This window comes from Comamonas sp. wu1-DMT (assembly GCF_040187805.1).
Classification (GTDB): domain Bacteria; phylum Pseudomonadota; class Gammaproteobacteria; order Burkholderiales; family Burkholderiaceae_C; genus Comamonas; species Comamonas thiooxydans.
Genome location: NZ_JBANEM010000006.1, coordinates 176,890 through 190,306, shown reverse-complemented (window position 1 = coordinate 190,306; position 13,417 = coordinate 176,890). Strand labels below are relative to the sequence as shown.

Here is a 13,417-nt window from a genome sequence, read left to right as displayed (position 1 = left end):
TTGCACGATTCCTTTAAGACAAATGGGGCAGGTTGATAGGGTGTCCGGTGTGTCTCTCATACCGGTTCGATAACGATTCTTTCTCCCTCCAGGCGCACCTTGGCAGCTTTGCCGGCGACGTCCTTGGGGAGATCGGTTTCAATTGTGCGGTAGATACCTGCGATGGAAAGCAGTTGCGCCTCCATGCAAGTGCTAAAAATTCTTGCGCTGGTGTTGCCGCTGGCCCCGGCCACGGCGCGGCCGCGCAGCGGCGCATAGACATGGACGTTGCCGTCGGCAATCACCTCGGCACCATAGCTGACCATGTCCAGAACCACAATGTCGGTGCCTTTGGCATAGACGCGCTGGCCCGAGCGCAGCGGCCGGTCCACGATGACGGCATCGGCCAGCGGAGCAGGCACCTCGACCTCCACTTCGCGAATGATTTCGTGGATTTCCGGCTCGGCGCGACGCGTCGGCATGGCATCGGGGGCTGCGCTCAGACCAAGGGCCTTGGCTGCTTCCATCTGGGCCTCGCTGCCGCTGCGCACGGCAACGGGCACTGTGCGGTGGTTGCGCAGGGCCTCGATCAGGGCCGGGAAGTCGATCTCTTCCTCTGCTTCGCGCACCTGGCTGAGGTCGATCAGCACAGGGTCGTTGTCGAAGAAGTCCGGGTCGTCGGCAAGACGGCGGGCCAGATCCTGGGCCAGCGCCTGCATGTCGGTGCTGCGAAGTACCACGGAAAGCACCGGCAGTTGTGCGCTCTTGAGGTCAAAGCTGGGGCGCTCGGCGCCGGTCGATTCAACAGACATGGATGGGATCAGCGCACATCAGGTGCTCTATGAGGACGACAAAGTGTACCTGCCTACCGGCAAAAGATATGGTCACCGAGTGTTTGCACTGCAACACTTGATGCACCTCAGAGGCCTGTGTCTGTGCAGGTCTGGATGAAAATACAGTCATGTCTCCAGAGCTTTTGATCCAGGGCGCCTGTGCCAGCATCACCTTGCGCCGTCCCGAAGTTGCCAACAAACTGCTGCCCGAAGACCTGATCGTGCTGCGCCGTCAGATCGACGAGGTCAACGCCAGCCCCGCGGTGCTGGTGCTGACGCTGCAGGCGGTGGGCAGGCATTTCTGCAGCGGTTATGACATTGGCGAGATCGCCAACAGCCAGAACGAGGGCAGCTCCTTCGGCGAGATGGTGGATGCCATCGAGAACTGCCGTCCCGTCACCATTGCCGCGATTCAGGGCGGCGTGTTCGGCGGCGCCACCGATATGGCACTGGCCTGCGACTTCCGCGTGGGCGGGGCCAACAGCCAGATGTTCATGCCCGCCGCGCGGCTGGGCCTGCATTTCTACCTCTCGGGCCTGGAGCGCTATGTGACCCGCCTGGGCGTGGATACGGCCAAGCGCCTGTTCCTGAGCTGCGAGAAGCTGCAGGCCCAGGCCATGAAGGACTGCGGCTTTCTGACCGATCTGGTGGACGGCACCGATATCGGCGAGCGCGTGATGCAGCTGCAGACCACCTTGGCCGGCATGGCGCCGCTGGCCTTGCTGGGAATGAAGAAACACCTCAACGCCATTGCCCGTGGCGTGCATGACAAGGCCGGCATCGATGCTGCCGTGCAGGCCACCATCGCCTCGGCCGATCTGAAGGAAGGCGGTGCGGCCTGGCGCGAAAAGAGAGCTGCCCGCTTTCAGGGGCACTGATCCCCAAGAAGGGACGGTAATCCTTTGCAAGGCGGTGGGGGCCACCCAGGCCCTCGCACCGCGCCTGCCGCGTCAGGACACTGTGCCTGCTTCTGTCCTGGCCAGATATTCCCTGGCAAAGCCTTCGTACCAGTCCAGGCAGCCTGGGTTGGCCATGGCGTCCTTGTTGACCACCTTGGCCAGCGGCTGGCCCAGCAGCAGCTTCTTGATGGGCAGCTCCTGCTTTTTGCCGCTGAGCGTGCGTGGTATCTCGGCCACGGCAAAGATATCGTCGGGCACAAAGCGGGGCGACAGCGCCGAGCGGATGGCCTTGTTGATGCGCTCGCGCAGCGCCGCATCGAGCTCCACGCCCGGACGCAGGGCCACAAACAGCGGCATATAGCTGTCCTTGCCCAGATATTCGAGATCCACCACCATGCTGTCCAGCACCTCGGGCAGGGCCTCGACGGCGCTGTAGATCTCGCTGGTGCCCATGCGCAGGCCATGGCGGTTGATGGTCGCATCGCTGCGACCGTAGATGATGCAGCCGCCCTCGCCAAGCAGCTTGATCCAGTCGCCATGACGCCAAACAGGCCCCATTTCGGCGTCACCATCGCCGCCGCCCGGTTGGCGGCCATGGCCAGCCGGGTACATATCGAAGTAACTCGACAAATAGCGCTTGCCGTCCGCATCGCCCCAGAGAAACAGCGGCATGGAGGGAATGGGCTGGGTGCAGACCAGCTCGCCGACCTCGTCCATCACGGGCTGGCCCTGCTCGTTCCAGGCCTCGACGGCGGCGCCCAGCTGGCGGCATTGCATGACGCCGGGCACCAGCGGCAGATCGCGGTTGCCGCCGATAAAGGCGCCCGCGAAGTCGGTGCCGCCGGATAAGTTATTCCACCAAATATTGGCGCGGCCCAGTTTCTCGAATTGGTCTGTACCCCATTGCTGAACTTCAGCAGACAGCGGCGAGCCCGTGCTGCCCAGCCCGCGTATGCGCGACAGGTCGCCGCAGGTGGACAGCTCAAGGCCGGCCTTCATGCAGTTGGCATAGAAGGCCGCGCCCGAGCCAAAGCTGGTCACGCCAGTCTCGGCCGCAAAGCGCCACAGCGTGCCCCAGTCGGGCTTGTCCTTGCTGCCGCCGGGGCTGCCGTCAAAGATCACGCAGCTCGTGCCGCCCAGCAGGCCCGAGACCTGGGCATTCCACATCACCCAGCCCGTGGAGCTGTACCAGTGGTAGCGCTCGCCCCAGCTATTGGGCTCGTAGCTGCAGCCGATGTCGTTGTGCAGGGCCTTGAGCTGCAAGGCCACCAGCACCATGCCGCCATGGCCGTGGACTATGGGCTTGGGTAGGCCCGTGGTGCCGCTGGAGTAGACGATCCACAGCGGGTGGTCGAAGGGCAGCCACTCTGGCGTGAAGGCTGCCGTCTCCGCATCATTTCGTGCGGTAACGTTGGTGTAGTCTGCGGTGTCGGCTATCTTTATCGAGGTATCCAGATTGGGCACCAGCACCACGTGCTGCACGCTGGGCAGGCCTTGGCGCAGCTCCTGCAGGACCTCGCGGCGGTCTATGTCCTTGCCTGCGTAATGCACGCCGTCCACAGCGATCAGCGCCTTGGGCGCTATCTGCTTGAAACGGTCGAGCACGGCATGGGTGCCCATGTCGGGCGCGCAGATGCTCCAGATGGCGCCCAGACTGGCGCAGGCCAGAAAGGCGACGATGGCCTCGGGAATATTGGGCAGATAGGCCGCGACGCGGTCGCCCTTGGCGACGCCCTGGGCACGCAGATGCAGGGCCAGGGCCGCCACCTGGCGCTGCAGCTCGGGCCAGCTCAGCTCGCGCTGCAGACCCTGCTCGTTGCGGCTGATGACGGCCGGCATGCCGGCGGCATGGGCCGGCTGGACATGGCGCAGCACCTGCTGCACATAGTTCACTTGCGCGCCCGGGAACCACTGCGCACCGGGCATGGTGTTCCCGGCCAGCACCGCGCTGTGCGGCGTGGGCGACTGCAGATCGAAGTAGTCCCAGATGCTTTGCCAGAAGGCATCGAGATCGCTGGTCGACCAGCGCCACAGCGAGTCATAGTCGGCAAAGCTCAGGTCGCGCGTTTCATGCAGCCAGTTCTGGTACAGCCGGATCTGAGGGATATAGGGAGCGGGGTGTTGCGGTGCGGAAGACATGGGTCCAGCCTAGCGCTGCAGCCCTTGCAAGTCATTGGTGGTGGCCCCGCCAGATGTCACCTGTGCAGCAGCGCGGTCGGCTGTATGGGCGCACACGAGCACAGCTGAGCGGTCAAACCGATAATCGGGGCCTGTTTACACCGTCAACGGCGCATGCCGGCGACCCGCACCCCATGTCCGCTTTGCCCACCCGCGTGCTGGCCGTCATTCCGCCGATGACGCAGCTCAACACTCCCTACCCCTCCACGGCCTATCTGACCGGCTTTCTGCGCTCGCGCGGCATCACCGCCATGCAGGAAGACCTGGCACTGGCCCTGGTGCTGCAACTGCTCTCGCCCGATGGCCTGCGCGCCGTGGCCGAGCGCATCCAGAGTCTGCCTGCCAGGCAGCACACGCCTGCCGTCCAGTCCTTTGTCGCGCAGCAGGAGCGCTATCTGGCCACGATCGCGCCCACGATTGCGTTTTTGCAGGGGCGAGACTCCACGCTGGCCCATCGCATCGTGGGGCGCCACTTTCTGCCCGAAGGCCCACGCTTTGCCACGCTCGATGTGTATGAGGACGAGGAAGACGGCGATCCGCTGGGCTGGGCCTTTGGCGCCCTGGGCCTGCAAGACAAGGCCAAGCATCTGGCCACGCTATACCTCAACGATCTGGCCGATGTGCTGCGCGATGCCGTGGACGAGCGCTTCGAGTTCGTGCGCTATGCCGAATCGCTGGCCGGCAGCCAGCCCAGCTTCGATCCGCTGGCCAGCGCACTGGCGGCAGAGCCGAATCTGGTGGACGAAGTGCTGGAGCGCCTGACGCTGGAGGCCGTGGAGCGCCACCAGCCCACGGTGGTGCTGCTGTCCGTGCCCTTTCCGGGCTCGGCCTATGCGGCGTTTCGCATTGCCCAGACCATCAAGCGGCGCTTCCCGCAGATCGCCACCGTGCTGGGCGGCGGCTTTGTCAACACCGAGCTGCGCGAGCTGGCCGAGCCGCGCGTGTTCGACTACTTCGACTTCGTGACGCTGGATGCGGGCGAACGCCCGCTGCTGGCGCTGCTCGAGCATCTGCGCGGCGAGCGCGGCAGATCGCGCCTGGTGCGCACTTTCGTGCGCGGCAGTGATGACGAAGGCGGCAAGGTGCAGTACGTGAACATGATGGAGTCCGATATCGCGTTTGCCGAGGTCGGAACGCCCACCTGGGACGGCCTGCCGCTGGACCGATACCTGTCGCTGCTGGACATGCTCAACCCCATGCACCGTCTGTGGAGCGACGGGCGCTGGAACAAGCTCACCGTGGCCCATGGCTGCTACTGGAAGAAGTGCAGCTTCTGCGATGTCAGCCTGGACTATATCGGCCGCTACGAGGGCGCCAGCGCCGCCGTGCTGGCCGACCGCATCGAGGCCATCGTCGCCGAGACCGGCCAGACCGGCTTTCACTTTGTCGATGAAGCCGCGCCGCCCAAGGCGCTCAAGGCGCTGTCGCAGGAGCTGATTGCGCGCAACGCCGGCATCTCCTGGTGGGGCAATGTGCGCTTCGAGAAGACCTTCACGCCCGAGCTGGCCGAGCTGATGGCCGACAGCGGCTGCATCGCCATCTCGGGCGGCCTGGAAGTGGCTTCCGACCGGCTGCTGGCGCTGATGAAAAAAGGCGTGACCGTGGATCAGGTGGCACGCGTGACCAAGGCGTTCTCGGAGGCTGGCATCCTGGTCCACGCCTATCTGATGTACGGCTTTCCCACGCAGACCGTGCAGGACACGGTGGACGCGCTCGAGTATGTGCGCCAGCTGTTCCTCAACGGCTGTATCCAAAGCGGCTTCTTTCACCGCTTCAGCTGCACCGTGCACTCGCCCGTGGGCCTCAACCCCGAGGAATACGGCATCGAGCTGCCACCGCTGCCCGAGGGCAACTTTGCCAAGAACGACCGTCCCTTCATCGACCCCACGGGCGTCGATCACGACGCACTGGGCGCGGCGCTCAAGAAGGCCATCTACAACTTCATGCACGGCATCGCGCTGGAGGAGGATGTGCGCATGTGGTTCCCGTTCAAGGTGCCCAAGCCTACGGTCAAGCGCGATCGCATTGCGCGCGCGCTGCAGCAGAAGCAATGAATTTGATAGCTTCTTGCGCTTGCTGATCAATCACTTCATATCTATTTATCAATGAAGTCATTGATGGGTTGGCGCTGGAAGCTATGTATTTGATAGTCTGACGTTCTGCCGCCGTTTTCCCGCGTGTGCGAGAGACCACAGTCCCTGGTTTACCAGTGCTTGCACGACCCCAGCGGGCAAGCACTGCTTGCCATAATCTGCTCCGTTTTTGATATCTCCAAGGAGCGATGGGATGGGAATGTTTCAATGGACGGAGCGATCGTCCGATGTCTTGCAGGGCGGTGGCGTCATCGGCCCCGATGAGCGACTGCCCTGGACGCAGACCGGTTTGATGGGTATCCAGCACGTGATCGCCATGTTCGGCTCCACGGTGCTGGCTCCCATCCTCATGGGGTTCGATCCCAATCTGGCGGTGTTGATGAGCGGCATCGGCACGCTGATCTTCTTTCTCATCACCGGCGGCAAGGTGCCCAGCTATCTGGGCTCTTCCTTTGCCTTCATCGGTGTGGTCAACATCGCCACCGGCTACGTGGCCAGCCAGGGACCTGCCAACGCCAATATCGGCGTGGCGCTGGGCGGCATCATTGCCTGCGGCTTTGTCTACATGCTGGTCGGCCTGCTGGTGCAGATGGTGGGCACGGCCTGGATCGAACGCTTCATGCCGCCCGTGGTGACGGGCGCCGTGGTGGCCATCATCGGCCTGAACCTGGCCTCGATTCCCATCAAGAACATGGCGTCCAACAACTTCGAATCCTGGATGCAGGCGCTGACCTTTGTCTCCGTGGCACTGGTGGCCGTGTTCACGCGCGGCATGCTGCAGCGCCTGCTGATTCTGATCGGCCTGATCATTGCCAGCGTGCTCTACGCCGTCTTCACCAACGGCCTGGGCTGGGGCAAGCCCGTGGATCTGAGCGGCGTGCTCAATGCCGCCTGGTTCGGCATTCCCAGCTTCCATGCGCCGGTGTTCACCAGCAATGCCATGCTGCTGATCGTGCCCGTGGTCATCATCCTGGTGGCCGAGAACCTGGGCCATATCAAGGCGGTGACCGCCATGACGGGCAAGAACCTGGACCAGTACATGGGTCGTGCCTTCATCGGTGACGGCGTGGCCACCATGGTCTCCGGCGCAGCCGGCGGCACAGGCGTGACCACCTATGCCGAAAACATCGGCGTGATGGCGGCGACTCGCATCTACTCCACGGCCGTGTTCTTTGTGGCGGCCCTGCTGGCCGTGCTGCTGGGCTTCTCGCCCAAGTTCGGTGCGCTGATCCAGGCCATTCCCCTGCCCGTGATGGGCGGTGTCTCCATCGTGGTGTTCGGCCTGATCGCCATTGCCGGCGCCAAGATCTGGGTGGACAACAAGGTGGACTTCTCCGACACCAAGAATCTGATTGTGGCAGCCATCACCCTGATTCTGGGCACCGGAGAATTCACGCTGAGGTTCGGCGAATTTGCGCTGGGCGGCATCGGCTGCGCCACCTTTGGCGCCATCATCCTGTATGCGCTGCTGACCATGGGCGAGCGCAAATCTGAAACCAAGGTACAGGCCAAGTGAGTGCCAACATGTAATCGAGGGAACATTCCCCTGACAGCAGCGCGGGGCCTTTGCCGAGAATCCCGGTGTTAATGTTCCGCGCTGGTAACATTTCTCTCTGGAGATATGCCGCCCTACCCGGGCGGTTTTTTTTTAGAGGTGCCAGTCTGAGCGCCGAGCATGAGCCGCAAGAATGCCAGCGCGTTGGCGCCGGCCAGGCTCGCGTGCCGGGCCGGGGCCTCTGAGTTTGGAGCATGCAATGTCCATCGCAGATCGCGTACGTTACCCAGAATTCCTCTCGCGCGTCATGACGGCCGAAGAGGCCGCCGCCCTGATTCCCCATGGTGTCAATGTCGGCATGAGCGGCTTTACCGGAGCCGGTTATCCCAAGGCATTGCCACAGGCCATAGCGGCCCGTGCCAAGGCAGAGCATGCCCAGGGCAAGCCCTACAAGATCAATGTCTGGACCGGCGCGTCCACCGCCGCCGAATGCGACGGCGTGATGGCCGAAGCCCACGCACTGGGTCAGCGCCTGCCCTTCAACACCGATCCCATCGCGCGCAAGGCCGTGAACTCGGGTGAGATCGACTTCATCGACATGCACCTGTCCCATGTGGCGCAGCATGCCTGGTTCGGCTTTCTGGGCCATATGAATATCGCCGTGATCGAGGTGCTGGGCGTGACCGCCGATGGTCTGCTGATCCCGTCGACAGCCGTGGGCAACAACAAGACCTGGCTGGAGATCGCCGACAAGGTGATTCTGGAAGTCAACACCAAGCCGCCCGCCCGGATGGAGGGTATGCACGACATCTACTACGGCACGGCCATCCCGCCGCGCCGCATGCCCATCAACATGACGCATGCCGATGACCGCATCGGCGATGCCTACCTGAAGGTGGACCCCGCCAAGGTCGTGGCCGTGGTCGAGACCCACAAGGGCGACCGCGACAATGTGTTTGCCACACCGGACGAAAACTCCCAGAAAATAGCCGGCTACATCATCGACTTCCTGGCCCACGAGATGAAGATGGGCCGCCTGCCCAAGGAAATGCTGCCCATCCAGTCGGGTGTGGGCAATGTGGCCAATGCCGTGCTGGCAGGCTTGCTGACCGGCCCGTTCGAGAACCTGCTGGGCTTTACCGAAGTGCTGCAGGACGGCATGCTGGATCTGCTGCGCGCGGGCAAGATGAGCAAGGCCTCGGCCACTTCCATCTCTCTGTCTGCTGCGGCCTACAAGGACTTCGAGGACAACATCGACTTCTACCGCGAGCGCATCATCCTGCGCCCGCAGGAAATCTCGAACCACCCCGAGCTGGTGCGCCGCCTGGGCATCATCGCCATGAACTCGATGATCGAGGCCGACATCTACGGCAACATCAATTCGACCCATGTCATGGGCACAGGCATGATGAACGGCATCGGCGGCTCGGGCGACTTTGCTCGCAACGGCTATCTGTCCTTCTTCGTCACGCCTTCGGTGGCCAAGGACGGCAAGATCAGCTGCATCGTGCCCATGTGCTCGCATGTGGACCACACCGAGCATGACACCCAGATCATCGTCACCGAGCAAGGCCTGGCCGATCTGCGCGGCCTGTCGCCCAAGCAGCGTGCGCAAGTCATCATCGACAAGTGTGTCCATCCGGACTATCGCGCCCAGCTGCAGGATTATTTCGACCGCTCGCGCCAGCAGGGTGCACAGCACACGCCGCACATCCTGACCGAGGCGCTGTCCTGGCATCAGCGCTTCATGGACAAGGGCGATATGCGGGGCTGAGTTACCCCCTGAGCCGCTTTGCGGCTTCCCCCAAGGGGGACGACACCATTGCTGCGGGGCGGCGGGGCCGCCTAGGCTCTTGCTTGGTGTCTCTGATCTGGTAGCTGGTGAACTGGTCGCCGTGTACTAGTCCGCTTGGTGCTGGCGTCTGCTGCTCCAAGTCCTTAGCATCGAAGGACGCTCTGCAAAGAGCGTCCTTTTTTCATGCACCACAAGGACTGGTATGGCGATCTGGACCCGAGAGCTCGATCTGAAAGCGCTGAACGCAGGCAGCGCAAACACTGCAATTTCCCACCTGGGCATTGAGTTCACCGAATACGGCGACGACTATGTACGCGCCCGCATCCATGTGGATGAACGCACCTGCCAGCCCTATGGCATTTTGCACGGCGGTGTCAGCGTGGTGCTGGCCGAGACGTTGGGGTCGATGGCTGCGGCCTGCAGCATTCCCGAAGGCTACCGCTGCGTGGGCCTGGGCGTGACTGCCAATCATGTGCGAGCAGGCCGCAAGGGCAGCTGGATCACCGCCACGGCGCGGCCCACGCACCTGGGGCGCACCACGCATGTCTGGGCGGTGGAGCTGCGCGATGAAGAGGGCAAGCTGACCTGCAACTGCAGCCTGACGATGGCGATCCTGCCGCCAGAGGCAGCCAAGAATGCGCGGCTGGATGCGGCTTCGTTGGGCGGGGTGCAGTAGGTTTTTTGTTTGCGAAACTGCTTTGTTTTGAGGATATAGGCCGGGTTTCGCCCGGCTGGCGACCTACTTTCTTCGCAAGAAAGTAGGCAAAGAGCAGGCCCCTACTGCCCACGTCCCTCCGGCTTCGCCTGTGGGCAACCTGCGCCGACAACCTCTTGTTGCTGTACGGCAAAACTCACTTCGAGCTTCGCTCTTCGTTCAAACACATTGCCGTAAAAGTGATGACGATGCGTCTGCACTCTACGGTGCAGCCGCGCGCCACAAGAGGCTGCCGTCGCAGGCGTGGGCACAAGGGGCAATACCGGAGACAGGATAGCTCCGAGATAAATTTGATAGCTGCCACCACAATTCATATAAGCGATTGAGCCTGATTTCGCCACAAGTCTTGCAGGCTGTCCGCTCCCACCCGTCTGGCTGTGCCTGCGGCACGCGGTTCAGGCTGCGGGCAATGCTGCCGCAGGACAGCATTGCTTTGTGAACTGGCTTGCCGCCGTTTGTCTGAGCGCAGCGGCATGCCGCGCAGCGAGTTGGGCGGCACCGTAGGCTGAATTGTGTGACGCAGGTTTACCCGGAGCGAAGCGCAGGGACACAGGCAATCGGATAGCGCTCTTTGCCTACTTTCTAGCGCGCTAGAAAGTAGGTCGCCAGCCGGGGCGAGTCCCGGCCTCTGTCCATAAATCAGGTACCCAGTTTCACTCCAAACATCAAACAGAGGAAGTCTCAAAAGCTTATCTATCAGGCGTGAACAGCTATCAAAACAAGACGACAGTCAAACTCCCAACAACACCGACAACTTCTCCGGCTGCTGCAGCAGATCCGCGGACTCAGCCTGCAGCGCAAGCCGGCCCTTCTCCATCACCGCCGCATAGTCGGTATGTGCCAGCACCTTTTTGTAATCGCGGTCCACGATCAACGTGGAGATGCCGGTTTCACGAATCTGGGCAATCACGCGCCAGATTTCGGCCACCACCAGCGGAGCCAGGCCCTCGGTGGCTTCATCCAGAATCATGAGGCGAGGATTGGTCATCAGTGCGCGGCCGATGGAGACCATCTGCTGCTCGCCGCCCGAGAGTTGATCGCCGCCGTTGGACAGTCGCTCCTTGAGGCGTGGAAAGGTTTCCAGCACACGCTCGTAGGTCCAGCCCCGGCTGCCGTCCAGGCCGGCTCTGGCGCTCATCAAGAGGTTTTCCTTGACGGAGAGATTGGGGAAAACGCCGCGCCCTTCGGGGACGTAGCCAATGCCGAGACGTGCCATTCGTTCGGGGGCGGAATTCGTTACCTCCTTGCCGTCGGCAAACACCCGGCCCGAACGTGCCGCCACATAGCCCATCAGCGTGCGGATCAGCGTGGTCTTGCCCATGCCGTTGCGGCCCAGCAGGCCCACGGCCTGGCCCTGAGGAAGGTCCAGCGAGATGCCGTGCAGGATATGGCTGTCGCCGTAAAAGCTGTGCACCTCTTGCAGGCTGAACATGGCATGGTTCGAAGCCCCGGAAAGTGGGCGCGTGCCAGAGGCAGCAAGCAAGGGCTGCCCCGCAGCGATGGTGCCGTCCCGCTCCCGCGCAGCGAGAGAGGGGGGAAGCGGCAGAGCCGCTCAGGGGGTGCCTTGTTTCAAGCATGCTCTTCTTCTCCCAGATAGGCGGTGCGCACGACCGGGTCGTTGCGAATCTGATCGGGCGTGCCCGTGGCGACCACGCTGCCGTTGACCATGACGGTGATGCGATCGGCGATGCGGAAAACGGCATCCATATCGTGCTCCACCAGCAGCACGGCATGCGCGGATTTGAGCTCCTGCAGCAGCTCCAGCATGCGTTCTGTCTCTTCGGCGCCCATGCCTGCCAGAGGTTCGTCCAGCAGCAGCACGCGCGGCGCCGTGGCCAGACACATGGCGACCTCCAGCTGGCGCTTGGCACCATGGCTCAGGCTGCCGGCGATGCGCCCGGCATGCTGGTCAAGACCTGCGCGCTGCAGTGCAGATTGCGCCCGCTGCATGCTCGTTGCGCAATGCTGGGCCGATTCCCAGATGCGCCAGGGCCTGGGCAGCGCCTGGGCCTGGGCCGTGAGGCGACAGTTCTCCAGCACCGTGAACTCGGGAAAGATGGTGGTGCGCTGATAGCTGCGCCCGATGCCGGCCTTGGCGCGCTGCGGCTGCGGCATCTGCGTGACGTCCCGGCCTTCAAGCGCAATGCTGCCGCTGCTGGCCGCTATCTCGCCCGAGAGCATGTTGATCAGCGTGGACTTGCCTGCGCCGTTGGTGCCGATGACGGCATGGACCTCGCCCTGGTGCAGATCCAGGTCCACATTGTTCACGGCCACCAGCCCGCCAAAGCGCCGCGTCAGGCCGCGCACCGACATCTGGGGAGCATTGTCCGCATTAGCCATGATCTGCTCCTTGCTGGCCGGCGCTTGCCGACTGAGACTTCTGCGCTGCTGCCTTCTTCTGCCATTTGTCGTTGATGCCTACCAGCCCCTTGGGCAGCAGCGCGACCAGCGCGATGATGGAGATGCCCAGCGTCAGCTGCCAGTGATCTGCGGCATTGCCAACGATGGCATGGGTGCTCAGCAGCTCCTTGAGCAGCACAAAGGTGATGGTGCCCAGTACGGCACCGCGCAGCGAGCCCACGCCACCCAGAATCAGCATCAGCAATACCTCGCCGGAGTGGTGCCAGGCCAGCAGCTCGGGGTTGACCACGGCATCGCGTGCGGCCAGCAGAAAGCCCGCCAGACCCGCCAGCGCACCGGCAATCACAAAGCCGGCGAGCTTGTAGCCGTAGGTGGCAAAGCCGGCAGCGCGCATGCGCTGCTCGTTGACGCGAATGCCGGCCAGCGCATGGCCGAAGCGAGAGTGGCGCAGCATGGCGATGAAGGCATAGGCCAGCACCAGCGCGGCCAGTACCACGAAGTACTGCGTGCTGCTGCTTTCCATGTCCAGTGCTCCGATGGCCGGGCGCTGCATCAGGTAGATGCCGTCGCTGCCGCCAAAGTAGCCCACGTCGTGCACGACAAAGAAAGCCAGTTGCGCGAATGCCAGCGTGACCATGATGAAGTACACGCCCTTGGTGCGCAGACTCAGGGCCCCCACCACCAGCGCATACAGACCCGAGACGCCGACGGCGGCGCCCAGCATGACGAGAAAGTTGCTGCCGTCCTGGCCGGCAGCCTTCACCGCCGCATAGGCACCCAGGCCGAAGTAGGCGGCGTGGCCCAGACTGACCAGCCCTGCGCCGCCCACCAGAATATGCAGGCTCAGAGCAAAGATGGACAGGATCATGATCTTGACGACCAGATCGGAGAGATAGGCCGACCAGAAGGGCTGTGCGGCAGCCAGCAGCGCTGCAACAGCCAGCGGCAGCACCACAGCTACCCACACGCTTTTGGCGCGAATGGGGCGGCTCTGGTTGGTGACGGCCGGTGCTTCTGCATAGGCCTGATTGGATTGCGGCAGCGGCGTATAGGAGGTGTCGCTCATATC

Annotated in this window: 10 protein-coding genes; 5 read left to right on the top strand and 5 right to left on the bottom strand. The window is 63.1% G+C overall.

The window, feature by feature from the left end:
* Positions 1-56 precede the first annotated feature (56 nt).
* Positions 57-791, bottom strand: a complete 735-nt coding sequence (gene minC / locus V8Z78_RS11215) for a septum site-determining protein MinC (RefSeq protein ID WP_003069670.1) — start codon at positions 789-791, stop codon at positions 57-59.
* Positions 792-940: 149 nt separating this feature from the next.
* Between minC and V8Z78_RS11210 the strand changes: the two genes are divergently transcribed.
* The gene (locus V8Z78_RS11210) at positions 941-1,690 is read left to right on the top strand and encodes an enoyl-CoA hydratase/isomerase family protein (protein ID WP_003069668.1); all 750 of its coding nucleotides are present in this window, start codon (positions 941-943) and stop codon (positions 1,688-1,690) included.
* A 72-nt stretch (positions 1,691-1,762) separates the two neighbouring features.
* Here the strand turns inward: V8Z78_RS11210 and V8Z78_RS11205 are convergent, their stop codons facing one another.
* Positions 1,763-3,850, bottom strand: a complete 2,088-nt coding sequence (locus V8Z78_RS11205) for an acetoacetate--CoA ligase (protein ID WP_349731373.1) — start codon at positions 3,848-3,850, stop codon at positions 1,763-1,765.
* Positions 3,851-4,023: 173 nt separating this feature from the next.
* Between V8Z78_RS11205 and V8Z78_RS11200 the strand changes: the two genes are divergently transcribed.
* From V8Z78_RS11200 to V8Z78_RS11185, 4 genes are all read left to right on the top strand, one after another.
* Positions 4,024-5,943, top strand: coding sequence for a B12-binding domain-containing radical SAM protein (locus V8Z78_RS11200; protein ID WP_349731372.1), 1,920 nt, complete (start codon positions 4,024-4,026; stop codon positions 5,941-5,943).
* A 232-nt stretch (positions 5,944-6,175) separates the two neighbouring features.
* On the top strand, positions 6,176-7,498 hold the full coding sequence (locus tag V8Z78_RS11195) for a solute carrier family 23 protein (RefSeq protein ID WP_003069662.1): 1,323 nt from the start codon (positions 6,176-6,178) through the stop codon (positions 7,496-7,498).
* A gap of 238 nt (positions 7,499-7,736) precedes the next feature.
* The gene (gene scpC, locus V8Z78_RS11190; RefSeq protein WP_349731371.1) at positions 7,737-9,251 is read left to right on the top strand and encodes a succinyl-CoA:acetate CoA-transferase ScpC; all 1,515 of its coding nucleotides are present in this window, start codon (positions 7,737-7,739) and stop codon (positions 9,249-9,251) included.
* Between the two features lie 223 nt (positions 9,252-9,474).
* Positions 9,475-9,948 carry a PaaI family thioesterase gene (locus V8Z78_RS11185; RefSeq protein ID WP_003069658.1) on the top strand — a complete coding sequence of 158 codons (474 nt, stop codon included), beginning with the start codon at positions 9,475-9,477 and terminating at the stop codon, positions 9,946-9,948.
* 769 nt (positions 9,949-10,717) lie between these two features.
* Here the strand turns inward: V8Z78_RS11185 and V8Z78_RS11180 are convergent.
* From V8Z78_RS11180 to V8Z78_RS11170, 3 genes are all read right to left on the bottom strand, one after another.
* Positions 10,718-11,419, bottom strand: coding sequence for an ABC transporter ATP-binding protein (locus V8Z78_RS11180; protein ID WP_349731370.1), 702 nt, complete (start codon positions 11,417-11,419; stop codon positions 10,718-10,720).
* 137 nt (positions 11,420-11,556) lie between these two features.
* Complete coding sequence (locus V8Z78_RS11175; RefSeq protein WP_046461731.1) at positions 11,557-12,327, bottom strand: ABC transporter ATP-binding protein; 771 nt, start codon at positions 12,325-12,327, stop codon at positions 11,557-11,559.
* A complete protein-coding gene (locus V8Z78_RS11170; RefSeq protein ID WP_349731369.1) occupies positions 12,320-13,414 on the bottom strand; it encodes a branched-chain amino acid ABC transporter permease in 1,095 nt (364 codons plus the stop codon). The genes V8Z78_RS11175 and V8Z78_RS11170 overlap by 8 nt, the downstream gene beginning before the upstream one ends.
* Between the last annotated feature and the right edge of the window lie 3 nt (positions 13,415-13,417).

Coding starts and splice junctions, on each gene's coding strand:
- minC (WP_003069670.1), bottom strand. CDS start 791: ATGTCTGTTGAATCGACCGGCGCCGAGCGCCCCAGCTTTGACCTCAAG.
- V8Z78_RS11210 (WP_003069668.1), top strand. CDS start 941: ATGTCTCCAGAGCTTTTGATCCAGGGCGCCTGTGCCAGCATCACCTTG.
- V8Z78_RS11205 (WP_349731373.1), bottom strand. CDS start 3,850: ATGTCTTCCGCACCGCAACACCCCGCTCCCTATATCCCTCAGATCCGG.
- V8Z78_RS11200 (WP_349731372.1), top strand. CDS start 4,024: ATGTCCGCTTTGCCCACCCGCGTGCTGGCCGTCATTCCGCCGATGACG.
- V8Z78_RS11195 (WP_003069662.1), top strand. CDS start 6,176: ATGGGAATGTTTCAATGGACGGAGCGATCGTCCGATGTCTTGCAGGGC.
- scpC (WP_349731371.1), top strand. CDS start 7,737: ATGTCCATCGCAGATCGCGTACGTTACCCAGAATTCCTCTCGCGCGTC.
- V8Z78_RS11185 (WP_003069658.1), top strand. CDS start 9,475: ATGGCGATCTGGACCCGAGAGCTCGATCTGAAAGCGCTGAACGCAGGC.
- V8Z78_RS11180 (WP_349731370.1), bottom strand. CDS start 11,419: ATGTTCAGCCTGCAAGAGGTGCACAGCTTTTACGGCGACAGCCATATC.
- V8Z78_RS11175 (WP_046461731.1), bottom strand. CDS start 12,327: ATGGCTAATGCGGACAATGCTCCCCAGATGTCGGTGCGCGGCCTGACG.
- V8Z78_RS11170 (WP_349731369.1), bottom strand. CDS start 13,414: ATGAGCGACACCTCCTATACGCCGCTGCCGCAATCCAATCAGGCCTAT.